At 54.8% G+C, this 24,219-nt stretch carries 23 protein-coding genes, 2 tRNA genes and 1 rRNA gene; 18 read left to right on the plus strand and 8 right to left on the minus strand.

The features are described 5' to 3' along the window. The first annotated feature begins 68 nt into the window (after positions 1–68). From skp to tilS, 11 genes are all read left to right on the plus strand, one after another. Complete coding sequence (gene skp / locus OKF39_RS05065) at positions 69–563, plus strand: molecular chaperone Skp (protein WP_014882635.1); 495 nt, start codon at positions 69–71, stop codon at positions 561–563. 3 nt (positions 564–566) lie between these two features. Then, on the plus strand, positions 567–1,592 hold the full coding sequence (lpxD, locus tag OKF39_RS05070; protein ID WP_041911190.1) for a UDP-3-O-(3-hydroxymyristoyl)glucosamine N-acyltransferase: 1,026 nt from the start codon (positions 567–569) through the stop codon (positions 1,590–1,592). A gap of 102 nt (positions 1,593–1,694) precedes the next feature. After that, a complete protein-coding gene (gene fabZ, locus OKF39_RS05075) occupies positions 1,695–2,150 on the plus strand; it encodes a 3-hydroxyacyl-ACP dehydratase FabZ (protein ID WP_010426706.1) in 456 nt (151 codons plus the stop codon). Between the two features lie 3 nt (positions 2,151–2,153). Continuing rightward, positions 2,154–2,942 (plus strand): acyl-ACP--UDP-N-acetylglucosamine O-acyltransferase, encoded by a 789-nt coding sequence (lpxA, locus tag OKF39_RS05080; RefSeq protein WP_479983538.1) that lies wholly within the window; start codon positions 2,154–2,156, stop codon positions 2,940–2,942. Continuing rightward, positions 2,942–4,090, plus strand: a complete 1,149-nt coding sequence (gene lpxB, locus OKF39_RS05085) for a lipid-A-disaccharide synthase (protein ID WP_479983539.1) — start codon at positions 2,942–2,944, stop codon at positions 4,088–4,090. Before lpxA ends, lpxB begins: the two co-directional genes overlap by 1 nt. Beyond that, positions 4,087–4,683 carry a ribonuclease HII gene (gene rnhB / locus OKF39_RS05090; protein WP_059357904.1) on the plus strand — a complete coding sequence of 199 codons (597 nt, stop codon included), beginning with the start codon at positions 4,087–4,089 and terminating at the stop codon, positions 4,681–4,683. Before lpxB ends, rnhB begins: the two co-directional genes overlap by 4 nt. 38 nt (positions 4,684–4,721) lie before the next feature. Next, positions 4,722–8,204: a DNA polymerase III subunit alpha gene (dnaE, locus tag OKF39_RS05095; RefSeq protein WP_041911187.1), complete on the plus strand. Its 3,483-nt coding sequence runs from the start codon at positions 4,722–4,724 to the stop codon at positions 8,202–8,204. Positions 8,205–8,216: 12 nt separating this feature from the next. Next, positions 8,217–9,176, plus strand: coding sequence for an acetyl-CoA carboxylase carboxyl transferase subunit alpha (gene accA / locus OKF39_RS05100; protein WP_013095666.1), 960 nt, complete (start codon positions 8,217–8,219; stop codon positions 9,174–9,176). A gap of 100 nt (positions 9,177–9,276) precedes the next feature. Then, entirely contained in the window at positions 9,277–11,409 is a 2,133-nt protein-coding gene (locus tag OKF39_RS05105; RefSeq protein WP_048960343.1) for a lysine decarboxylase LdcC, read from the plus strand. Between the two features lie 65 nt (positions 11,410–11,474). Further along, positions 11,475–11,864, plus strand: coding sequence for a VOC family protein (locus OKF39_RS05110; RefSeq protein ID WP_049000570.1), 390 nt, complete (start codon positions 11,475–11,477; stop codon positions 11,862–11,864). Between the two features lie 58 nt (positions 11,865–11,922). Beyond that, entirely contained in the window at positions 11,923–13,212 is a 1,290-nt protein-coding gene (tilS, locus tag OKF39_RS05115) for a tRNA lysidine(34) synthetase TilS (RefSeq protein ID WP_479983540.1), read from the plus strand. 28 nt (positions 13,213–13,240) lie between these two features. Here tilS and rof read toward each other — a convergent pair whose 3' ends face one another. Together rof and OKF39_RS05125 are read right to left on the minus strand one after the other, a co-directional pair. After that, on the minus strand, positions 13,241–13,501 hold the full coding sequence (gene rof, locus OKF39_RS05120; RefSeq protein WP_028015593.1) for a Rho-binding antiterminator: 261 nt from the start codon (positions 13,499–13,501) through the stop codon (positions 13,241–13,243). Further along, positions 13,488–13,688, minus strand: a complete 201-nt coding sequence (locus OKF39_RS05125; protein WP_008501889.1) for a YaeP family protein — start codon at positions 13,686–13,688, stop codon at positions 13,488–13,490. Before OKF39_RS05125 ends, rof begins: the two co-directional genes overlap by 14 nt. Positions 13,689–13,884: 196 nt before the next feature. Here OKF39_RS05125 and OKF39_RS05130 point away from each other — a divergent pair, with 196 nt between their 5' ends. The 3 genes from OKF39_RS05130 to nlpE are packed head-to-tail and all read left to right on the plus strand — an operon-like array spanning position 13,885 to position 15,582. Next, positions 13,885–14,430 (plus strand): YaeQ family protein, encoded by a 546-nt coding sequence (locus OKF39_RS05130; RefSeq protein WP_479983541.1) that lies wholly within the window; start codon positions 13,885–13,887, stop codon positions 14,428–14,430. Beyond that, a complete protein-coding gene (gene arfB, locus OKF39_RS05135; protein ID WP_479983542.1) occupies positions 14,427–14,849 on the plus strand; it encodes an alternative ribosome rescue aminoacyl-tRNA hydrolase ArfB in 423 nt (140 codons plus the stop codon). Before OKF39_RS05130 ends, arfB begins: the two co-directional genes overlap by 4 nt. Positions 14,850–14,883: 34 nt before the next feature. Then, the gene (gene nlpE, locus OKF39_RS05140; RefSeq protein WP_045259503.1) at positions 14,884–15,582 is read left to right on the plus strand and encodes an envelope stress response activation lipoprotein NlpE; all 699 of its coding nucleotides are present in this window, start codon (positions 14,884–14,886) and stop codon (positions 15,580–15,582) included. Between the two features lie 47 nt (positions 15,583–15,629). Here the strand turns inward: nlpE and proS are convergent, their stop codons facing one another. From proS to metN, 6 genes are all read right to left on the minus strand, one after another. Next, positions 15,630–17,348 carry a proline--tRNA ligase gene (gene proS, locus OKF39_RS05145; RefSeq protein ID WP_028015597.1) on the minus strand — a complete coding sequence of 573 codons (1,719 nt, stop codon included), beginning with the start codon at positions 17,346–17,348 and terminating at the stop codon, positions 15,630–15,632. A gap of 112 nt (positions 17,349–17,460) precedes the next feature. Beyond that, positions 17,461–18,168 carry a tRNA (N6-threonylcarbamoyladenosine(37)-N6)-methyltransferase TrmO gene (gene tsaA, locus OKF39_RS05150; protein WP_041911179.1) on the minus strand — a complete coding sequence of 236 codons (708 nt, stop codon included), beginning with the start codon at positions 18,166–18,168 and terminating at the stop codon, positions 17,461–17,463. Beyond that, positions 18,165–18,569 (minus strand): Rcs stress response system protein RcsF, encoded by a 405-nt coding sequence (gene rcsF / locus OKF39_RS05155; protein ID WP_008501883.1) that lies wholly within the window; start codon positions 18,567–18,569, stop codon positions 18,165–18,167. Before rcsF ends, tsaA begins: the two co-directional genes overlap by 4 nt. A gap of 106 nt (positions 18,570–18,675) precedes the next feature. After that, positions 18,676–19,491: a methionine ABC transporter substrate-binding lipoprotein MetQ gene (metQ, locus tag OKF39_RS05160; protein WP_014168729.1), complete on the minus strand. Its 816-nt coding sequence runs from the start codon at positions 19,489–19,491 to the stop codon at positions 18,676–18,678. A 40-nt stretch (positions 19,492–19,531) separates the two neighbouring features. Beyond that, complete coding sequence (locus OKF39_RS05165; RefSeq protein ID WP_003856130.1) at positions 19,532–20,185, minus strand: methionine ABC transporter permease MetI; 654 nt, start codon at positions 20,183–20,185, stop codon at positions 19,532–19,534. Further along, entirely contained in the window at positions 20,178–21,209 is a 1,032-nt protein-coding gene (gene metN, locus OKF39_RS05170) for a methionine ABC transporter ATP-binding protein MetN (RefSeq protein ID WP_028015600.1), read from the minus strand. Before metN ends, OKF39_RS05165 begins: the two co-directional genes overlap by 8 nt. A gap of 188 nt (positions 21,210–21,397) precedes the next feature. Here metN and gmhB point away from each other — a divergent pair, with 188 nt between their 5' ends. The 4 genes from gmhB (at position 21,398) to OKF39_RS05190 (ending at position 24,134) form a co-directional block, all read left to right on the plus strand. Further along, positions 21,398–21,964 carry a D-glycero-beta-D-manno-heptose 1,7-bisphosphate 7-phosphatase gene (gene gmhB, locus OKF39_RS05175; protein WP_028015601.1) on the plus strand — a complete coding sequence of 189 codons (567 nt, stop codon included), beginning with the start codon at positions 21,398–21,400 and terminating at the stop codon, positions 21,962–21,964. A gap of 369 nt (positions 21,965–22,333) precedes the next feature. After that, positions 22,334–23,873: ribosomal RNA gene (locus tag OKF39_RS05180) — 16S ribosomal RNA — on the plus strand. A 70-nt stretch (positions 23,874–23,943) separates the two neighbouring features. Further along, positions 23,944–24,020: transfer RNA gene (locus OKF39_RS05185), tRNA-Ile, on the plus strand. Between the two features lie 38 nt (positions 24,021–24,058). Further along, positions 24,059–24,134: transfer RNA gene (locus OKF39_RS05190), tRNA-Ala, on the plus strand. Positions 24,135–24,219: the final 85 nt, after the last annotated feature.

Below are 24,219 nucleotides of genomic sequence, written 5' to 3' on the forward strand. Positions count from 1 at the left end.
TAAAACGGTCGCCTTGCCACGCAAAGAACGGTACCTTCTGGTGCCAATGGGATGGTAAGGAGTTAATTGTGAAAAAGTGGTTATTAGCTGCAGGTCTCGGTTTAGCGATGGCAACTTCTGCTCAGGCAGCAGACAAAATCGCAATCGTCAACATGGGTAATTTGTTCCAGCAGGTCGCTCAGAAAACAGGTGTTTCTGCGACTCTGGAAAACGAATTCAAAGGCCGTGCGAGCGAACTGCAGCGTATGGAAGGCGATCTTCAGTCCAAAATGCAGCGTCTGCAGCGTGATGGTTCTACCATGAAAGCAAGCGATCGCAGCAAACTGGAAAAAGACGTTATGGCTCAGCGCCAGACCTTCTCCCAGAAAGCGCAGGCTTTCGAGCAGGATCGTCAGCGTCGTTCTAACGAAGAGCGTGGCAAGCTGGTGACTCGCATTCAGACTGCTGTTAAAGCAGTTGCTGCCGATCAGAGCATCGATCTGGTTGTTGATGCGAACGCCGTTGCTTTCAACAGCAGCGATGTTAAAGACATCACCGCTGATGTTCTGAAACAGGTTAAATAAGTAATGCCTTCAATTCGACTGGCTGATTTAGCTCAGCAGTTGGATGCAGAATTACACGGTGATGGCGATATCGTCATCACCGCTGTTGCGTCCATGCAATCTGCTAAAGCTGGCACGATTACCTTCATGGTAAGCCCTAAGTACCGTGAACAACTGGCTCAATGCCAGGCGTCAGCTGTTGTTCTGACGCAGGACGATCTTCCTTTTGCCACTGGAAGCGCGCTGGTAGTGAAAAATCCCTACCTGACGTATGCACGCATGGCTCAAATTCTTGATACCACGCCGCAGCCGGCGCAGAACATTGCTGCCAGTGCAGCGATTGATCCGACGGCTAAGCTGGGTAACAACGTGGCCGTTGGCGCGAATGCGGTTATTGAATCTGGCGTTGAGCTGGGAGATAACGTCGTCATTGGCCCTGGATGCTTCGTTGGGAAAAATACGAAAATCGGCGCTGGCACCCGTTTATGGGCCAATGTGTCCGTTTATCATGAAGTTGAAATCGGCGAAAATTGCCTCGTCCAGTCCAGTACCGTGATTGGTTCTGATGGCTTTGGTTACGCGAACGATCGCGGTAACTGGGTTAAGATCCCGCAGCTTGGTCGCGTTATTATTGGCGATCGCGTGGAGATCGGAGCCTGTACCACGATCGATCGTGGTGCACTCGACGACACTATCATTGGCAATGGTGTTATCATCGATAACCAGTGCCAGATTGCGCATAACGTTGTGATTGGCGACAATACCGCGGTTGCGGGGGGCGTCATCATGGCGGGCAGCCTGAAAATTGGTCGTTACTGCATGATTGGCGGCGCGAGCGTGATTAATGGCCATATGGAAATATGCGACAAGGTGACGGTGACGGGCATGGGCATGGTAATGCGTCCTATCACTGAACCTGGCGTCTATTCCTCCGGTATTCCGCTGCAACCCAACAAGGTATGGCGTAAAACAGCAGCTCTGGTGATGAACATTGATGATATGAGCAAGCGACTCAAGTCTCTTGAGCGTAAGATCGATCAACAAGACTAAACGTCACCCGTTTAACGCTATCTTTCCCGGCCTGTCGGCTTTCTAATAAACCGGCAGGCCGTGTTATTATTGTTATCAGTACATTTTGACAGGAAGAGTATTTTGACTACTGACACTCATACTCTGCATATTGAAGAGATTTTAGAACTTCTGCCGCACCGCTACCCGTTTTTGCTGGTAGACCGTGTGCTGGATTTTGAAGAAGGTCGTTTTCTGCGCGCAGTGAAAAATGTTTCCGTGAACGAGCCGTTCTTCCAGGGACACTTCCCGGGTAAGCCTATCTTCCCGGGTGTGTTGATTCTGGAAGCGATGGCTCAGGCTACCGGTATTCTGGCGTTTAAAAGCGTCGGTAAGCTGGAGCCGGGTGAACTGTATTACTTCGCAGGTATTGATGAAGCACGCTTCAAGCGTCCTGTCGTGCCTGGTGATCAGATGATCATGGAAGTCACTTTTGAAAAAACGCGTCGTGGCCTGACTCGCTTCAAAGGCGTAGCGCTGGTTGACGGCAAAGTTGTTTGCGAAGCGACGATGATGTGTGCTCGTAGCCGGGAGTCCTGATACGTGATTGATAAATCCGCCTTTATTCATCCTACCGCTATTGTGGAAACCGGTGCCATTATTGGCGCAAACGTCCACATTGGCCCGTTTTGTATTGTTGGACCCCATGTCGAAATTGGTGAGGGTACAGTACTGAAATCTCACGTTGTCGTGAATGGTCACACGACCATTGGCTGCAATAACGAGATCTATCAGTTCGCTTCCATCGGCGAAGTTAACCAGGATCTGAAATATGCTGGTGAGTCGACCCGTCTGGAAATTGGCGATCGTAACCGTATTCGCGAAAGCGTCACCATTCATCGTGGAACAGTGCAGGGTGGTGGGTTGACGAAGGTGGGCAGCGACAACCTGTTCATGGTGAATGCGCACATTGCGCACGACTGTGCCGTGGGCGATCGCTGTATTCTTGCCAACAACGCAACGCTGGCAGGACACGTATCGGTTGATGACTTCGCAATTATTGGCGGCATGACCGCAGTCCATCAGTTCTGCATCATTGGTGCACACGTGATGGTCGGCGGATGCTCCGGTGTGGCGCAGGACGTCCCGCCGTATGTGATTGCGCAGGGCAACCATGCCACGCCGTTTGGCGTGAACATCGAAGGCCTCAAGCGTCGTGGCTTTAGCCGCGAAGCGATTACTGCTATCCGCAACGCGTACAAGCTGCTGTACCGTAGCGGTAAAACGCTGGAAGAGGCGAAGCCGGAAATTGCCGAGCTGGCGAATAAGCATCCTGAAGTGAACGCGTTCATGGTGTTCTTTGACCGTTCCACGAGGGGTCTGATTCGTTAATGGTCGACAGTCGTCCGCTTACGATAGCCCTGGTCGCCGGAGAAACCTCCGGCGATATTCTTGGTGCAGGTCTCATCCGGGCGCTTAAGGCGCGCGTACCCAATGCTCGCTTTGTTGGCGTGGCTGGCCCGCTGATGCAGGCCGAAGGCTGTGAAGCCTGGTATGAAATGGAAGAGCTGGCCGTGATGGGCATCGTCGAGGTGCTGGGGCGCCTGCGACGCCTGCTGCATATTCGTGCCGCTCTCACCCGCCGCTTTACCGAACTCAAACCCGATGTGTTTGTCGGTATCGATGCACCTGATTTCAACATTACCCTCGAAGGTAATCTGAAAAAGCAGGGCATCAAAACCATTCACTATGTCAGTCCGTCCGTCTGGGCGTGGCGACAGAAACGCGTTTTCAAAATCGGACGGTCCACCAATCTGGTGCTGGCTTTTCTGCCTTTCGAAAAAGCGTTTTACGACAGATTTAATGTTCCGTGCCGTTTTATCGGTCATACCATGGCGGATGCGATGCCGCTGGATCCGGATAAAAACGCGGCGCGAGACGTGCTGGGTATCCCGCATGATGTGCACTGTCTGGCGTTGCTGCCGGGCAGCCGTGGCGCAGAGGTCGAGATGCTGAGCGCTGATTTCCTGAAGACCGCGCAGATTCTTCGCCAGACCTATCCCGATCTTGAAGTGGTTGTGCCGCTGGTGAATGCCAAACGCCGCGAGCAGTTCGAGCGTATCAAAGCCGACGTTGCCCCGGATCTTCACGTTCGTCTTCTCGACGGGAAAGGGCGGGAAGCCATGTATGCAAGCGATGCCGCACTGCTGGCTTCCGGCACGGCAGCGCTGGAGTGTATGCTGGCGAAATGCCCGATGGTGGTCGGTTATCGCATGAAGCCGTTTACCTTCTGGCTGGCAAAACGTCTGGTGAAAACGGATTATGTCTCCCTGCCAAACCTGCTTGCCGGGCGCGAGCTGGTTAAAGAGCTGTTGCAGGATGAGTGCCAGCCGCAGGCGCTTGCGGATGCCCTGCTGCCGCTGCTGGCCAACGGCAAGACCAGCCACCAGATGCACGATACTTTCCGTGAACTGCATCAGCAGATCCGCTGTAATGCTGATGAGCAGGCGGCTGATGCAGTGCTGGAGTTAGCAAAATGATGGAATTTACTTATCCCCACACGCACCTCGTTGCCGGAGTGGATGAAGTCGGGCGCGGCCCGTTGGTCGGTGCCGTGGTGACCGCGGCGGTGATCCTCGATCCAACGCGCCCGATTATTGGTCTGAACGACTCAAAAAAACTCAGTGAGAAGCGCCGTCTGGCGCTGTTCGATGAAATTAAAGAGAAGGCGCTGGCGTGGAGCGTAGGGCGCGCAGAGCCGAATGAAATCGACGATCTGAATATTCTGCACGCCACGATGCTGGCAATGCAGCGAGCCGTTGCTGGCCTGAAGGTTGTGCCTGAATATGTACTGATCGACGGTAACCGTTGCCCGGCGCTGCCGATGCCTTCGATGGCCGTCGTTAAAGGCGACAGCCGCGTCGCAGAGATCAGTGCAGCTTCTATTATTGCCAAAGTGACGCGCGACGCCGAAATGGCCGCGCTGGACCTCACTTATCCCGCGTATGGTTTCGCCCAGCATAAGGGATATCCAACGGCTTTCCATCTGGAAAAGCTGGCTGAACATGGCGCAACTGAACATCATCGGCGCAGCTTTGGCCCGGTGAAGCGCGCGCTGGGACTGGTGTCCTGAATCAAGACGCAAGCAATTAAGTAACGCGGGATCTGAAGATGGCTGAACCACGTTTCGTACACCTGCGGGTGCATAGCGACTACTCCATGATCGATGGGCTGGCAAAGACCGGGCCGCTGGTAAAAAAGGCGGCCTCGCTTGGCATGCCTGCGCTGGCGATCACCGATTTTACCAACCTGTGCGGCCTGGTTAAGTTCTACGGGACGGCGCATGGCGCGGGGATGAAGCCTATCGTCGGTGCGGATTTCCATGTGCAGAGCGATCTCATCGGCGATGAACTGACGCAAATCTCCGTGTTGGCGATGAACAATACGGGTTACCAAAACCTCACTCTGCTTATCTCAAAAGCCTATCAGCGCGGTTATGGGGCGCTGGGTCCGTGGATTGACAGGGAATGGCTGGCTGAGCTGAACGAAGGGCTGCTGCTGATCTCCGGCGGCCGCATGGGCGATGTCGGTAAATCACTGCTGCGCGGTAACAGCGCGCTGGTGGATCAGTGCGTCTCGTTCTATGAAGAGTACTTCCCGAATCGTTACTATCTGGAGCTGATTCGCACCGGCCGCCAGGATGAAGAGAACTATCTGCACGCTGCTGTCGCGCTGGCAGAAGAGCGCGGCTTGCCCGTGGTGGCAACGAATGACGTGCGTTTCCTGGAGTCCGGTGATTTTGACGCGCATGAAATTCGCGTCGCTATCCACGACGGCTTCACCCTCGACGATCCAAAGCGTCCGCGGAACTACTCATCGCAGCAGTATATGCGCAGCGAAGAGGAGATGTGCGAGCTCTTCTCCGACATTCCGGAAGCGCTGGAAAACAGCGTAGAGATTGCCAAGCGCTGTAACGTGACCGTGCGCCTCGGCGAATACTTCCTGCCGCAGTTCCCGACCGGGGACATGACCACGGAAGATTTCCTGGTCATGAAATCGAAAGAAGGTCTGGAAGAGCGTCTCGAATTCCTGTTCCCGGATGAAGAAGAGCGTAAAAAACGTCGTCCGGAGTATGACGAACGCCTGGATATTGAACTCCAGGTGATTAACCAGATGGGCTTCCCGGGCTACTTCCTGATTGTAATGGAGTTTATCCAGTGGTCGAAGGATAACGGCGTGCCGGTAGGTCCGGGCCGTGGCTCGGGTGCGGGCTCGCTGGTGGCGTATGCGCTGAAAATTACCGACCTCGATCCGCTGGAGTTTGACCTGCTGTTCGAACGTTTCCTTAACCCGGAACGTGTTTCCATGCCCGACTTCGACGTCGACTTCTGCATGGAAAAACGCGACCAGGTGATTGAGCACGTGGCCGATATGTACGGTCGTGACGCGGTTTCGCAGATCATTACCTTCGGTACCATGGCGGCGAAAGCGGTTATCCGCGACGTGGGCCGCGTGCTGGGCCACCCGTACGGTTTTGTCGATCGTATTTCAAAGCTGGTGCCGCCCGATCCGGGCATGACGCTGGCAAAAGCCTTTGAAGCCGAACCTCAGCTGCCGGAAATCTACGAAGCTGATGAAGAGGTAAAAGCGCTGATCGACATGGCGCGCAAGCTGGAAGGCGTGACGCGTAACGCCGGTAAGCATGCGGGGGGCGTGGTTATCGCCCCGACCAAAATCACCGACTTTGCGCCGCTCTACTGCGACGAAGCGGGCCAGCACCCGGTCACCCAGTTCGATAAAAACGACGTGGAATACGCCGGGCTGGTGAAGTTCGACTTCCTCGGCCTGCGCACGCTGACCATCATCAACTGGGCGCTGGAGATGATCAACGCCCGCCGCGAGAAGAACGGCGAGCCGCCGCTGGATATCGCGGCCATCCCGCTGGATGACAAGAAAAGTTTCGACATGCTGCAGCGCTCGGAGACGACAGCCGTCTTCCAGCTTGAATCCCGCGGCATGAAAGATCTGATTAAACGCCTGCAGCCCGACTGCTTCGAAGATATGATCGCGCTGGTGGCCCTGTTCCGTCCGGGCCCGCTGCAGTCAGGGATGGTGGATAACTTTATCGACCGTAAACACGGGCGCGAAGAGATTTCCTACCCGGACGTGCAGTGGCAGCATGAAAGCCTGAAACCGGTGCTGGAGCCGACCTACGGCATCATCCTGTATCAGGAACAGGTCATGCAGATCGCCCAGGTGCTTTCCGGCTATACCCTTGGCGGCGCGGACATGCTGCGTCGTGCGATGGGTAAGAAAAAGCCGGAAGAGATGGCCAAGCAGCGCTCCATCTTTGAAGATGGGGCGAAGAAAAATGGCGTCGATGGCGAACTGGCGATGAAAATCTTCGACCTGGTGGAGAAATTCGCCGGGTACGGATTTAACAAATCTCACTCCGCCGCCTATGCTTTGGTTTCTTATCAAACGCTGTGGCTCAAGGCCCACTATCCCGCTGAGTTTATGGCGGCGGTAATGACCGCAGATATGGACAACACTGAGAAGGTGGTTGGCCTGGTGGACGAGTGCTGGCGCATGGGGCTGAAGATCCTGCCGCCGGATATTAACTCGGGTCTGTACCATTTCCACGTTAACGATGACGGGGAAATCGTCTACGGGATCGGCGCGATTAAAGGCGTGGGTGAGGGGCCGATCGAGGCGATCATCGAAGCGCGTAATAACGGCGGCTATTTCCGTGAGCTGTTCGATCTGTGCGCCCGTACCGATACCAAAAAACTGAACCGCCGCGTGCTGGAAAAACTGATCATGTCCGGCGCGTTTGACAGGCTGGGGCCACACCGTGCCGCGCTGATGAACTCGCTCGGCGATGCGTTGAAGGCGGCCGATCAGCATGCGAAAGCGGAAGCCATTGGTCAGGCGGATATGTTCGGCGTGCTGGCGGAAGAGCCAGAGCAGATCGAGCAGTCCTATTCCAACTGCCAGCCGTGGCCAGAACAGGTGGTACTGGATGGAGAGCGGGAAACGTTAGGTCTGTACCTGACGGGGCACCCGATCAACCAGTATCTTAAAGAAATTGAGCGCTATGTCGGCGGCCACAGGCTCAAAGACATGCATCCGACAGAACGTGGTAAAATCACCACGGCTGCGGGGCTCGTGATTGCTGCAAGGGTAATGGTCACCAAGCGCGGCAATCGTATCGGCATCTGTACGTTAGATGACCGTTCCGGGCGTCTGGAGGTGATGTTGTTCACCGACGCGCTGGATAAATACCAGCAATTGCTGGAAAAAGACCGCATACTTATCGTCAGCGGACAGGTCAGCTTTGATGACTTCAGCGGGGGGCTTAAAATGACCGCCCGCGAAGTGATGGACATTGACGAAGCCCGGGAAAAATATGCTCGCGGGCTTGCTATCTCGCTGACGGACAGGCAAATTGATGACCAGCTTTTAAACCGACTCCGTCAGTCTCTGGAACCCCACCGCTCGGGGACCATTCCAGTACATCTCTACTATCAGAGGGCGGATGCACGTGCGCGGTTGCGCTTTGGTGCAACGTGGCGTGTCTCTCCGAGCGATCGTTTACTGAACGATCTCCGTGGCCTCATTGGTTCGGAGCAGGTGGAACTGGAGTTTGACTAATACAGGAATACTATGAGTCTGAATTTCCTTGATTTCGAACAGCCGATTGCTGAGCTGGAAGCGAAAATCGATTCTCTGACAGCGGTAAGCCGTCAGGATGAAAAACTGGATATTAACATCGACGAAGAAGTGCATCGTCTGCGCGAAAAAAGCGTAGAACTGACGCGCAAAATCTTTGCCGATCTCGGCGCATGGCAGATCGCGCAGCTGGCGCGTCATCCACAGCGTCCGTACACCCTGGATTATGTCCGCCTGGCGTTTGACGAATTTGACGAACTGGCAGGCGACCGCGCATACGCTGACGATAAAGCTATCGTTGGCGGCATCGCGCGTCTGGATGGACGTCCGGTGATGATCATTGGTCACCAGAAAGGCCGTGAAACCAAAGAGAAGATCCGTCGTAACTTCGGTATGCCAGCACCAGAAGGCTACCGTAAGGCCCTGCGTCTGATGGAGATGGCTGAGCGTTTCAATATGCCAATCATCACCTTCATCGACACGCCGGGTGCATACCCAGGCGTAGGCGCGGAAGAGCGCGGCCAGTCTGAAGCTATCGCACGCAACCTGCGCGAGATGTCTCGCCTGAAGGTTCCGGTCATCTGCACCGTTATCGGTGAGGGTGGTTCCGGCGGTGCGCTGGCGATTGGCGTGGGCGATAAAGTGAATATGCTGCAGTACAGCACCTATTCCGTTATCTCCCCGGAAGGCTGTGCGTCCATTCTGTGGAAAAGCGCCGACAAAGCGCCGCTGGCCGCTGAAGCGATGGGCATCATTGCGCCGCGTCTGAAAGAGCTGAAGCTGATCGACACCGTTATCCCGGAGCCTCTGGGCGGCGCGCATCGTAAGCCGGAAGTGATGGCTGCTTCCCTGAAAGCACAGCTGCTGGCCGACCTGGCCGATCTGGACGTCCTGAGCAAAGAAGACCTGCTCAACCGTCGTTACCAGCGTCTGATGACCTACGGTTACGCGTAAGCTTCACAATTATCTGAAAAGCCGCACATTGTTGCGGCTTTTTTTATACCTGCCGTTTACCTTAACTATGCTTATCTGATGTTTTTCAAGGAGGTAAACCATGAACATCATTGCCATCATGGGGCCACATGGCGTCTTTTATAAAGACGAGCCCATCAAGGAGCTGGAGCAAGCTCTTAAAGCACGCGGTTATCAGCTGATCTGGCCGCAAAACAGCGCCGATCTGCTGAAATTCATCGAACATAATCCGCGCATCTGTGGCGTGATATTCGACTGGGACGAATACGACATGGAGCTGTGCAGCGAGATCAACAGGCTGAATGAATACCTTCCGCTCTACGCCTTTATCAACACTCACTCGACCATGGACGTGAGCGCGCACGATATGCGCATGGCGCTGTGGTTCTTCGAATACGCGCTCGGCGTGGCCGAGGACATTGCGACCCGCATTCAGCAGTACACCGGTGAATACCTGGATAACATCACGCCGCCGTTTACGCGCGCGCTGTTCACCTATGTGAAAGAGGGGAAATACACCTTCTGTACGCCGGGACACATGGCCGGAACGGCCTATCAAAAAAGCCCGGTGGGGTGTCTGTTCTATGATTTCTTCGGCGGCAACACCCTGAAAGCAGACGTGTCGATTTCAGTGACAGAACTGGGTTCTCTGCTGGATCACACCGGCCCGCATCTGGAAGCCGAAGAGTATATCGCCCGCACCTTTGGTGCCGAGCAGAGCTATATGGTGACCAACGGCACCTCGACCTCGAACAAAATCGTCGGGATGTACGCCGCGCCAACCGGAAGCACGTTGCTGATTGACCGTAACTGCCATAAATCGCTGGCGCACCTGCTGATGATGAGCGACGTCGTTCCGATCTGGCTGTCACCCACGCGTAACGCGCTCGGTATCCTCGGCGGCATTCCGCGCCGGGAGTTCACGCACCAGGCCATCGAAAGTAAGGTTGCGGCGATCCCCGACGCAAGCTGGCCTGTCCATGCGGTAATCACCAACTCCACCTATGACGGTCTGCTGTATAACACGAACTGGATCAAGCAGACGCTGGACGTACCGTCGATCCACTTCGATTCCGCGTGGGTGCCCTATACCAACTTCCACCCGATTTACTCGGGCAAAAGCGGGATGAGCGGCGAGCGCGTGCCGGGCAAGGTATTTTTCGAAACGCAGTCGACGCACAAAATGCTGGCCGCGTTTTCGCAGGCTTCGTTAATCCATATTAAAGGCGAGTACGACGAGGATACGTTTAACGAAGCCTTTATGATGCACACCACCACCTCACCGAGCTATCCGCTAGTGGCCTCTATCGAGACGGCGGCGGCGATGCTGCGCGGCAATCCGGGTAAACGCCTGATTAACCGCTCGGTGGAACGGGCGCTGCATTTCCGTAAAGAGGTTCAGCGGCTGAAGGATGAGGCCGACGGCTGGTTCTTCGATATCTGGCAGCCGGAAGAGATCGACGAGGCGGAGTGCTGGCCCGTCGCGCCGGGAGAGAGCTGGCACGGCTTCCGGGATGCTGATGCGGACCATATGTTCCTCGATCCGGTTAAGGTGACGATCCTGACGCCGGGGATGGACGAACAGGGCGTGATGGGCGAGGAGGGGATCCCCGCCGCGCTGGTGGCGAAGTTCCTTGACGAACGCGGCGTGGTGGTGGAGAAGACCGGTCCTTACAATCTGCTGTTCCTGTTCAGCATCGGGATCGATAAAACACGGGCGATGGGGTTGCTCCGCGGGCTGATGGAGTTCAAGCGCGCCTATGATCTCAACCTGCGGGTGAAGAACATGCTGCCGGATCTCTACGCGGAAGATCCTGACTTTTACCGCAACATGCGCATTCAGGATCTGGCCCAGGGGATCCACCGTCTGATCCGCCAGCACGATCTGCCGCGCCTGATGCTCCAGGCGTTTGACGTCCTGCCTGATATGAAGCTGACGCCGCACAAGGCCTGGCAGCGGCAGGTGAAAGGCGAAGTCGAAACCGTTGAACTGGAAAATCTGGTCGGGCGGGTATCGGCCAACATGATCCTGCCGTATCCGCCGGGCGTGCCGCTGCTGATGCCGGGTGAGATGATCACCGAGGAGAGCCGGGCGGTGCTCGATTTTCTGCTGATGCTCTGTTCGGTAGGACGTCACTATCCAGGCTTTGAAACGGATATCCACGGCGCGAAACGCGATGAAAACGGCGTGTACTGGGTGCGAGTCCTAAAATAAGGGTGACCGCTTGCATGGTGCGGGTTTTCGGTTGTAACGTTCAGGCATCATAAAAAGGAGAAGCTATGCTGGGTTTAAAAGCGGTTCACCATATTGCGATCATCGCCACCGATTATGCGAAAAGTAAGGCCTTCTACTGCGACATTCTTGGCTTTACGCTCATGAGCGAGGCCTACCGCGAGGAGCGTGACTCCTGGAAGGGCGATCTCGCGCTAAACGGGCAGTATGTGATTGAGCTGTTCTCTTTTCCTTTCCCGCCTTCGCGTCCGTCCCGCCCGGAAGCCTGCGGCCTGCGTCATCTGGCTTTCAGCGTTGATGACCTTGATAGCGCAGTAAAACACCTGGAAGCGCACGGCGTGACGTGCGAGGCGATTCGCGTCGATCCGTTTACCAACAAGCGGTTTACCTTTTTTAACGACCCGGACGGCCTGCCCCTGGAGCTTTACCAGCAGTAATGTTTGTCCTGTGTGATAATGCCCGCTCAGTTCGGGCATTTTTTATGTGTAATTTCCTATGACCTTACCCGCTATCGCACAAGCCGTTTCACCGTACCGCCAGCTGCTGGTGGGGTTTAGCGGTGGCCTGGATTCCACCGTGTTGCTGCATCGCCTTAAGCTCTGGCGCGACCGGGACCCTGGCGTCCAGCTTCGGGCTATACATATCCACCACGGACTAAGCCGTCATGCAGAGGAGTGGGTGGCACACTGTGAAGCCTTGTGTGATGCGTGGGCTATCCCGCTCATCGTTGAGCGCGTCACGCTTGCTGATGAAGGATTGGGTATTGAGGCGCAGGCGCGTAAAGCCCGCTATACCGCTTTTGCCGGCGTATTGCTGCCCGGCGAAGCGCTGGTCACGGCGCAGCATCTGGACGATCAGTGCGAAACCTTTTTGTTGGCACTTAAGCGGGGCAGCGGACCCGCGGGGCTTTCCGCCATGCCGGCGCGTTCAGAGTTTGCCGGGACGCAATTATTACGGCCGCTGCTTGGCGAGACACGCGCGTCGCTGGAAGCCTGGGCGCGGGAACATCAGCTGAGCTGGATCGAAGATGAGAGCAACCAGGACGACAGCTACGATCGTAACTTCCTGCGTCTGCGCGTCCTCCCGCTTTTAAGTGAGCGCTGGCCGCATTTCGCCGACGCGACGGCAAGAAGCGCCATGCTGTGTGCCGAACAGGAAAGCCTGCTGGATGAGTTACTCAGCGAGGAGCTGTCTGACCTGATTTCAGAAGACGGTGCGCTGGCAATTGCGCCTCTGGAGGCGATAAGCCCGGCGCGTCGGGCCGCGCTGTTACGTCGCTGGCTCGCCACTCATCATGCTGCGATGCCGTCGCGGGCAATGCTGAGCCGTATCTGGGACGAAGTCGCGCAGGCGCGGGAAGATGCTTCCCCCTGCGTACACCTGAGTGGATATGAGGTCAGACGCTATAAAGGCAAGCTCTGGTGGGTAAAATACTCCCCCTCGCTGACCGATGTGGTGCTCCACTGGACCTCACCAGAGGCACCGCTGATTTTGCCCCAGGACACGGGGAGTGTCTCTCTGATGCCGACTGGCCATGTGCGTCTGCCAAAGCCCGGAGAATCCGTCAGCGTGCGCTTTAAGGCTGGCGGCTTGCTGCATATCGTCGGACGCAACGGGGGACGGAAGCTGAAAAAGATATGGCAAGAGTACAACGTGCCGCCGTGGTTGCGCGACACCACGCCGCTGCTGTTCTACGGTGAAACGCTGATTGCTGCTGCAGGGGTGTTCATCACGGAAGAGGGGTGGACAGAAGAGGGTGCCAGCTTCGAGTGGCGGAAAGCGTAACGGGCAGCCCGGCTGCCCGTTAATGTCATCAGGATTCGCTCACCACGACGGTGCCGATTTGCGGGTGGCTGAAGCTGGCTATTTTGTCCAGACGCAGCTCGCGCGTCGCACCGGCATCTTCCACGACCAGGTATTCCACATTCTTGCGTGAAAGTAGATCGCTGGCCTTCGCCTTCAACACTTCGCCATCTTTTAGCTCCAGCGTCAGTATTAAATGATGCTGGCAGGCGAGTTCGAGGTTGTCATAGTCATCACAATTGATGGGTTGATAAGTATCATTCATCGACATAATCGCTCACCAGTAAATTCGCCGCAGCATACGCTGCTTTTTCCCTGACCGACTCTGAAAGGCTCTCATCAGAGGCCACTTCATTAAGCACCTTCAATACACAGCCCAACGCGTCCGGGACATACCCCAGATCTCCGCTGGCGATTTCCGCATACCGTTTGCGAATTAACTCACAATAATTATTCACATCCCCTCCCGCCAGCGCACTGACTTACTGTGAGATATCATTAAGCCTACGAAGATAAACTCGGTTTAGCAAGGTGACTATACCATACTCATTTAAGCAATATCAGCGCCTTGATAGCGGTGTATTTATTACTCCGTAACAGCCTTTTGCCTCCGTTTTCGCTACAATGTGCGGCTGATTCGAATGGAGTTCTCTCATGGCGCTGAAAGCGACAATTTATAAAGCAGTGGTCAACGTGGCCGATCTTGATCGCAACCAGTTTCTGGACGCGTCGCTTACGCTGGCACGCCACCCCTCCGAAACACAGGAGCGTATGATGCTGCGCCTGCTGGCGTGGATTAAGTTTGCTGATGAACGTCTGCAGTTTACCCGTGGGTTAAGCGCGGAAGACGAGCCTGAAGCCTGGCTGCGCAACGACCATCTGGGGATCGATTTATGGATTGAACTCGGTCTGCCGGACGAGCGCAGGATTAAAAAGGCGTGTACTCAGTCTGCGGAAGTGGCGTTATTCGCCTATAACCAGCGCGCGGCGGAGATTTGGTGGCAGCAAAATAAGAATAAATGCGCGCAGTTTAAAAATCTCGCCGTCTGGTATCTGGATGATGAACAGCTGGCGCAGCTGAGCGAGTTCGCCAGCCGGACGATGGCGCTGCAGGCAACGATCCAGGACGGAGCCATCTGGCTTTCTGATTCTCAGAATAATCTGGAAATTCATCTGGCAGCCTGGCAGCCTGCGCCATGATCGTCTTGTCCCGAAGCGTCAGTATCCCTGATAGCGAGCTGCAGATCGCCGCCATCCGTGCTCAGGGCGCGGGCGGGCAGCACGTCAACAAGGCGTCGACGGCTATCCATTTGCGTTTTGACATTCGGGCCTCAAGCCTGCCAGAGTATTATAAAGAAAGTCTGCTTGCTGCCAGCCATCACCTGATCACCAGCGATGGCGTGATTGTGATCAAAGCCCAGGAGTACCGCAGCCAGGAATTAAACCGGGAAGCGGCGCTAGCCAGGCTGGTGGCGGTCATCAAAGAGTTAACGGCAGTACAAAAAAGCCGCCGGGCAACGCGGCCAACCCGCGCATCGAAAGAGCGTCGGCTGTCCTCGAAAGCCCAAAAATCCACAGTGAAAGCATTACGCGGTAAAGTTCGTCGCCCGATGGAGTGACGAAAGGGAACACAATTTTCATAAGGAATTCATTGTGAAAAAAGCATTATTTTCAGCGCTGGCAGTGAGTACATTGTTTGCGCTTTTCGGGTGTAACAACCGTTCTGAAACGCAGGTTTTGCAGCCAGCGCAGAATGAAGAGTTAAAGCCAATGCAGCAGAGCTGGCGCGGCGTATTGCCTTGCGCGGACTGCGAAGGCATTGAAACGTCACTGTTCCTGCAAAAAGACGGTACCTGGGTGATGAACCAGCGCTACCAGGGCGCGAAAGAACCCTCTTCATTTGCCACCTACGGGACATGGGCGCGTACGGCGGAGAAGCTGGTCCTGACGGATACCTCCGGTGACAAAACCTGGTTCCGCCCTAAAGGTGAGAACATGGAAATGCTCGACCGGGAAGGCAATCCGATTGAATCCCAGCTCAACTACACGCTGACGCCGGTGAAAGCGTCGCTGCCAGCCACGCCAATGGCGATGCGGGGGATGTATTTCTATATGGCGGATGCGGCGATCTTTACCGACTGCGCTACCGGTAAGAAAGTCAGCGTGGCAAACAATGCGCAGCTTGAACGTGATTACGCCGTGGCGCGCGGCAATGACAGCAAGCCGGTATTGCTGACGGTTGATGGCCACTTTACGCTGGAGCCAAACCCGGATAGCGGGGAGATGGTGAAAACGCTGGTGGCAGATAAAGACGCGAAGTTTGTCGCGGGTAAAGACTGTAACAGTAAATAAATTGACGTTGAGCCATTAAAAAACCCCGCCAGAGCGGGGTTTTTTGTTTAGCCTTTGATGGCTTTCACCAGGTAATCAAGAATATCGCCGGTCTTGATCATCTGTTTTTCGCCGCTGCGACGGTATTTGTATTCAATCTCATCGCTGTCGAGGTTACGGTCGCCGATGACGACGGTGTGCGGGATACCGATCAGTTCCATATCGGCAAACATCACGCCCGGACGCTCTTTACGGTCATCCATCAGCACTTCGATACCCTGAGCGCGCAGCTCGGCGTACAGCTTCTCGGCCAGCTCCTGCACGCGGTAAGACTTGTGCATGTTCATTGGCAGAATGGCCACCTGGAACGGCGCGATGTTGTCCGGCCAGACGATGCCGCGCTCGTCGTAGTTCTGCTCGATGGCCGCAGCCACCACGCGCGTTACCCCGATACCGTAGCAGCCCATGGTCAGGATCTGGTTACGGCCATCTTCACCCTGAACGGCGGCGTTCAGCGCACGAGAGTATTTATCACCCAGCTGGAAGATGTGGCCCACTTCGATACCGCGCTTGATCATCAGCGTACCCTGGCCGTCCGGGCTTGGGTCGCCTGCAACCACGTTACGGATGTCTGCCACTTCTGGCGTCGCCACGTCGCGATCCCAGTTAATGCCGAAGTAATGTTTACCGTCGATGTTAGCACCCGCGGAGAAGTCGCTCATTGCAGCAACCGTGCGGTCAATAACGACAGGAACCGGCATATTCACCGGACCGAGAGAGCCTGGGCCGGCATTCACGACGGCGCGGATTTCCGCTTCCGTGGCGAACGTCAGCGGGCTGGCGACCTGCGGCAGCTTTTCGGCTTTCACTTCGTTCAGTTCATGATCGCCACGCACCAGCAGGGCAACCAGCGGGTAAGCGCTGCCTTCGGTGGATTTCACCAGCAGCGTTTTCACGGTTTTTTCGACTGGCAGACTGAACTGCTCAACCAGCTCGGCGATGGTTTTCGCATTTGGCGTATCAACCAGCGTCATCTCTTGCGTTGCCGCGCCGCGAGGTTCTTTTGGTGCCAGCGCTTCTGCAAATTCGATGTTCGCCGCGTAGTCTGAAGAGTCAGAGAAGATCACATCGTCTTCACCGCTCTGCGCCAGAACCTGGAACTCATGGGACGCGCTACCGCCGATGGAGCCGGTATCAGCCTGCACAGCGCGGAAATCCAGACCCATGCGGGAGAAGATTTTGCTGTAAGCCTCGTACATTTTGTCGTAGGTCTCTTGCAGCGATTCTTGTGACGTATGGAAAGAGTAGGCATCTTTCATCAGGAATTCGCGAGAGCGCATCACGCCGAAACGTGGGCGCACTTCGTCACGGAACTTGGTCTGGATCTGGAAGAAGTTCAGCGGCAGCTGTTTGTAAGAGCTCAGCTCATTACGAATCAGATCGGTAATGACTTCTTCATGCGTTGGACCGAGAACGAATGGACGCTCGCCGCGATCGACGAAGCGCAGCAGTTCTGGGCCATATTGCTCCCAACGACCGCTCTCCTGCCACAGGTCAGCGGGCTGAACCACGGGCATGGACACCTCGATAGCACCGGCGTTGTTCATCTCCTCACGCACGATGTTTTCGACTTTTTTCAGGACGCGCACGCCGGTCGGCAGCCAGGTGTATAACCCGGAGGCCAGCTTGCGGATCATCCCGGCGCGCAGCATCAGCTGATGGCTGATCACTTCGGCGTCGGCAGGTGTCTCCTTCAGAGTGGAGAGCAGATATTGGCTAGTACGCATGTTGTTACGGTTCCATTTCGACGATTGGAACAGGCTGAAACGCCAGCCTGACACAAAAAAAGTGGTTTAGTTTACCAGTGTGGCAAAGATGCCAAAAGAGAGGAGAACAAAATTACCTGGGTTCTAGGGCAAACACTTCGAAACCTGCCCCAGTGACGCGCCAGCGCACGTTAAAATCCAGCAGCCAGACGGCGTACGTCTTTCCTGCTTCCTCTTCTTTACGGTAGGCCGGACGGGGGTCCTGTGCCAGAACTTCAGTGATGAAATGCCGTAAGCGAGGATAGCGTTTCTCCAGCTGACTCAGCTGTAAGGCTATCTCAGGCGTAAACGAGACTGGCATATCCGCCTGCGGTGCGTCCTGAGCGTAGCTTGCACGCGCATTCGGGAGGGATTCGGCGAAAGGCAAATAGGGTTTAATGTCGATAACCGGCGTGCCGTCAACCAGGTCCAGGCTGCCCAGCTCAAGGATGACCTGATCCTTCTGGCAACGTATGCCTTTCAGTTCAACCAGCGACATCCCGATCGGATTTGGGCGGAAGGTTGAACGAGTCGCAAACACGCCCATTCTCGCATTTCCGCCCAGGCGCGGGGGACGCACGGTGGGACGCCAGCCGCCTTCCATTGTCTGGTGAAAAACAAATACCACCCATAAGTGACTGAAAGACTCGAGCCCGCGTACCGCATCGGCCTGGTTATAAGGTGCCTGAAGATGAAGCTCGCCGCTGCCGCTGGTGACCAGACCGGGCTGGCGGGGCACGGCGAACTTCTCTTTATACGGAGAGTGGATAACGCCTATTTGCTCAAACTGAAATGCACTCATTTCGCCGTAATGTTCAGCGCAGAACCGATGCAAACCGCCTGACGGTAGCAGCCCGGCGTGCCGCTGGTGACTTCGCAGCTGTGCAGCAGCACCGCGTTAGCTTTCATTTTTGCGGCGTTAATCTGCATGCGTTTACGCGCAGTCGGGATATTCGGTGGAGAGTCCTGATTGGTTGCCTGACAGGATTCACCGCTCACTTCACCCAGTTCACGGAACGGTTTGCCGACCAGTTCGTCAGCCTTGGTGATAATGCGAACCGGCGCAGGGCGAACCACTTTCGGTTTTGCAGGCTCTGTTTTTGGCGGGGTTGCCGTGCTTTGAACGGGTTCAACAGGAGATCTGCTTAGCATAGAACAGCCGCTCAGCATGAGTGCTAAAAGACAGATCGGTAAAGCACGCATAATAATTCCTCAATGGATAATCAAAACGTCAGATATTGAATCAGGTGACTGCACAAATGACAAGACGGGCATAAGCCCGTCCTGATGATATTACACTGAGGTGAGATTACCAGCCTTTAACAGCGCCGCCGTTAAACACTTTGTTGGCTTCCTGGTAAACTTCGTCTGACTGATAGGCCTGGACGAACTTCTTCACGTTTTCCGCGTCTTTGTTATCTTCGCGAGTCACGATCAGGTTAACGTACGGAGAGTCTTTATCTTCAACGAAGATACCGTCTTTCGCTGGCGTCAGGCCAATCTGGCTGGCGTAAGTGGTGTTGATAACGGCCAGGGCAATCTGCGCATCGTCCAGAGAACGCGGCAGCTGCGGTGCTTCCAGTTCAACAATTTTCAGATTTTTCGGGTTCTCGGTGACATCCAGAACGGTTGGCAGCAGGCCAACGCCGTCTTTCAGTTTGATCAGGCCCACTTTCTGCAGCAGCAGCAGGGAGCGTCCGAGGTTGGTTGGATCGTTAGGCACGGCTACCTGAGAACCCGGCTGCAGTTCGTCCAGCGATTTAATTTTCTTGGAGTAGCCTGCAATCGGGTAGACGAAGGTGTTACCCACGCCAACCAGCTTATAGCCGCGATCTTTGATCTGCTGATCCAGGTATGGCTTATGCTGGAAGGCGTTGGCGTCGATATCGCCTTTGCTCAGCGCTTCGTTCGGCAGAACGTAATCGTTGAAGGTTACGAGCTCAACGTCCAGACCGTATTTTTCTTTCGCCACTTTCTGAGCAACTTCAGCAACCTGCTGTTCTGCACCTACGATAACGCCCACTTTAATATGGTTTGGATCTTTTTCGTCCTGACCGCAACCCACCAGTGCCAGAGATCCAATCAGCGCGCCTACTGCTGCAAAGGTCTTTAATTTAAACGCCATGTTTTATCCTTAACTCGTCGAGTTTGTGTTGTGTGTAACGTTATTTGTGAGTAACAGCCCGGACGATGCGATCGCCAGAGAACTGGATTAAGTAAACCAGAACAACCAGCAATACCAGAACGGTATTCATCACGGTAGCGTTATATCCAATATAGCCGTACTGATAACCAATCTGTCCTAAACCGCCAGCGCCTACGGCACCGCCCATCGCGGAATACCCTACCAGAGTAATAAGCGTAATCGTTGCCGCGTTCACCAGGCCCGGCAGTGCTTCAGGCAGCAGAACCTTGCGGACGATCTGCATAGGTGTTGCCCCCATTGCACGAGAAGCTTCAATCAAACCGGTTGGAATCTCCAGTAGGGCGTTCTCCACCATACGGGCGATAAACGGCGCAGCGCCTACGGTCAGCGGAACGATAGCCGCCTGCAGACCAATCGATGTGCCGACGATCACGCGGGTAAACGGAATCATCCACACCAGCAGAATAATAAACGGGATGGAACGGAAGATATTCACCAGCGCGGAGAGCGTACGGTAGAGCTTCGCGTTCTCAATGATTTGACCCGGACGCGTCACGTACAGCAGTACGCCTACCGGCAGGCCAATCACAAAACCAAAGAAACCCGATACAAAGGTCATTGCCAGCGTTTCCCAAACGCCGCGAACCAGTAGCCACATCATCGGCTCAGACATAACCCAGTACCTCTACTTTTACATGATGTTCTTGCAGCCAGGCGATTGCGGCCTGGGTTTCTTCTTGAGTGCCGTGCATTTCCGTCAGCATGATGCCGAACTTCACGCCACCGGCGTAATCCATCTGCGCGCTAATAATGTTGTTGTTCACGTTAAAGCGACGCGCGGTTTCGGAAAGCAGAGGGGCATCAACGGACTGACCGGTGAATTCCATACGCAACATCGGGACGCTATCCGCCGTTGCCTCGGTTTTCAAACGCTCCAGATAATCTTCTGGAATATCCAGATGCAGCGTGGACTGAATAAACTGCTGCGCCAGCGGCGTTTTCGGATGGGAAAATACTTCGCTTACCGTGTCCTGCTCGATCAGTTCACCGTTGCTAATGACCGCCACGCAGTCGCAGATGCGTTTCACCACGTCCATCTCGTGCGTAATAAGGAGGATCGTCAGGCCCAGGCGACGGTTAATGTCCTTCAGCAGTTCCAGAATAGAACGCGTGGTGGCCGGATCCAGTGCGCTGGTAGCTTCGTCGCACAGCAGTACTTTTGGGTTGCTGGCCAGCGCGCGGGCAATAGCAACACGCTGCTTCTGCCCACCGGACAGATTTGCCGGGTAGCTATCATGCTTATCACCCAGACCCACGAGGTCGAGCAGTTCGGTAACGCGACGCTTCACTTCTTCTTTCGGCGTGTTATCCAGCTCCAGCGGTAAGGCGACGTTGCCGAACACCGTGCGGGAAGCCAGCAGGTTAAAGTGCTGGAAGATCATGCCAATTTGACGGCGCGCTTTGGTGAGTTCTTTTTCTGAAAGGGCGGTAAGTTCCTGACCGCCAACTTCTACGCTGCCCTGGGTTGGGCGCTCAAGCAGGTTAACACAACGGATCAGCGTGCTTTTACCCGCACCCGATGCGCCAATGACGCCATAAATTTGACCAGCAGGAACATGCAGGCTGACGTTGTTCAGCGCCTGAATGGTTCGGTTCCCCTGCTGGAACACTTTGGTGATATTGGAAAGTTTAATCATTAGATTATTTTTATCGTATGTAAGTTAGCCGTGGCATTTTCTTCTGCCAGATACGGGTGATGACCGTAAACAAAACGGATGTTAAGGCATCCAGACGTCTAAATCAATCCAACTCTGTACGATGAGCACTTTATTGCGCTGCGATTCATGAGATACTAGCTCAACAGGCCTTTTTCAGGAGCAAACCGGTGGCAAAATCAGTACCCGCAATTTTTCTCGACCGTGATGGCACTATTAATGTGGATCACGGTTATGTGCATGAGATCGATGAATTCGAATTTATCGACGGCGTTATAGAGGCAATGCGCCAGCTAAAAGAGATGGGCTATGCGCTGGTGGTCGTAACGAACCAGTCCGGCATCGCGCGTGGTAAGTTCACCGAAGCGCAGTTTGAGACGCTGACGGAGTGGATGGACTGGTCGCTGGCCGATCGCGGGGTCGATCTTGATGGCATTTACTACTGCCCGCACCACCCGCAGGGAACGGTAGAAGAGTATCGTCAGACCTGCGACTGCCGTAAACCGCATCCGGGCATGTTTAACTCTGCGCAGGAGTTCTTGCACATTGATATGGCTGCTTCTTATATGGTGGGCGATAAGCTGGAAGATATGCAGGCGGCCGCAGCGGCGGGAGTGGGTACCAAAATATTAGTGCGTACCGGTAAGCCCGTAACACCAGAAGCAGAAAGTGCAGCGGATTGGGTGATTAATAGTCTGGCAGAGCTGCCAAAAGAGATAAAAAAGCATCAGAAATAGCCTTTTTGGCGAAAAGGTGAGCGGTCGAAATAAAAATGCATATTTCCGCTTGTCATTCCTCGGCAGCTCCCTATAATGCGCCTCCATCGACACGGCGGATGTGAATCACTTCACAGTTAACCCGGTCGGTTGAAGAGAAAAAATCCTGAAATAACGGGTTGACTCTGAAAGAGGAAAGCGTAATATACGCCACCTCGCAACGGTGAGCGAAAGCCGCGTTGCAACTGCTCTTTAACAATTTATCAGACAATCTGTGTGGGCACTCAAAGTGACATGGATTCTTAACGTCGCAAGACGAAAAATGAATACCAAGTCTCTGAGTGAACATACGTAATTCATTACGAAGTTTAATTCACGAGCATCAAACTTAAATTGAAGAGTTTGATCATGGCTCAGATTGAACGCTGGCGGCAGGCCTAACACATGCAAGTCGAACGGTAGCACAGAGAGCTTGCTCTCGGGTGACGAGTGGCGGACGGGTGAGTAATGTCTGGGAAACTGCCTGATGGAGGGGGATAACTACTGGAAACGGTAGCTAATACCGCATAACGTCGCAAGACCAAAGAGGGGGACCTTCGGGCCTCTTGCCATCAGATGTGCCCAGATGGGATTAGCTAGTAGGTGGGGTAACGGCTCACCTAGGCGACGATCCCTAGCTGGTCTGAGAGGATGACCAGCCACACTGGAACTGAGACACGGTCCAGACTCCTACGGGAGGCAGCAGTGGGGAATATTGCACAATGGGCGCAAGCCTGATGCAGCCATGCCGCGTGTATGAAGAAGGCCTTCGGGTTGTAAAGTACTTTCAGCGGGGAGGAAGGTGCTGAGGTTAATAACCTCAGCAATTGACGTTACCCGCAGAAGAAGCACCGGCTAACTCCGTGCCAGCAGCCGCGGTAATACGGAGGGTGCAAGCGTTAATCGGAATTACTGGGCGTAAAGCGCACGCAGGCGGTCTGTCAAGTCGGATGTGAAATCCCCGGGCTCAACCTGGGAACTGCATTCGAAACTGGCAGGCTAGAGTCTTGTAGAGGGGGGTAGAATTCCAGGTGTAGCGGTGAAATGCGTAGAGATCTGGAGGAATACCGGTGGCGAAGGCGGCCCCCTGGACAAAGACTGACGCTCAGGTGCGAAAGCGTGGGGAGCAAACAGGATTAGATACCCTGGTAGTCCACGCCGTAAACGATGTCGACTTGGAGGTTGTGCCCTTGAGGCGTGGCTTCCGGAGCTAACGCGTTAAGTCGACCGCCTGGGGAGTACGGCCGCAAGGTTAAAACTCAAATGAATTGACGGGGGCCCGCACAAGCGGTGGAGCATGTGGTTTAATTCGATGCAACGCGAAGAACCTTACCTACTCTTGACATCCAGAGAACTTTCCAGAGATGGATTGGTGCCTTCGGGAACTCTGAGACAGGTGCTGCATGGCTGTCGTCAGCTCGTGTTGTGAAATGTTGGGTTAAGTCCCGCAACGAGCGCAACCCTTATCCTTTGTTGCCAGCGGTTAGGCCGGGAACTCAAAGGAGACTGCCAGTGATAAACTGGAGGAAGGTGGGGATGACGTCAAGTCATCATGGCCCTTACGAGTAGGGCTACACACGTGCTACAATGGCGCATACAAAGAGAAGCGACCTCGCGAGAGCAAGCGGACCTCATAAAGTGCGTCGTAGTCCGGATTGGAGTCTGCAACTCGACTCCATGAAGTCGGAATCGCTAGTAATCGTGGATCAGAATGCCACGGTGAATACGTTCCCGGGCCTTGTACACACCGCCCGTCACACCATGGGAGTGGGTTGCAAAAGAAGTAGGTAGCTTAACCTTCGGGAGGGCGCTTACCACTTTGTGATTCATGACTGGGGTGAAGTCGTAACAAGGTAACCGTAGGGGAACCTGCGGTTGGATCACCTCCTTACCTTAAAGAACCTGCCTTTGCAGTGCTCACACAGATTGTCTGATGAAAAACAGCAGTAAAAAACCTCTACAGGCTTGTAGCTCAGGTGGTTAGAGCGCACCCCTGATAAGGGTGAGGTCGGTGGTTCAAGTCCACTCAGGCCTACCAAATTTGCGAAGCAAATTTGAAGAGGTTGGCAAAACGATGGGGCTATAGCTCAGCTGGGAGAGCGCCTGCTTTGCACGCAGGAGGTCTGCGGTTCGATCCCGCATAGCTCCACCATCTTTTACTGCGAACACAAGAAAACTTCAGAGTGAACCTGAAAAGGTGCACTGCGAAGTTTTGCTCTTTAAAAATCTGGATCAAG

It is taken from the genome of Enterobacter cloacae complex sp. HYC042_NIDB, assembly GCF_056673315.1.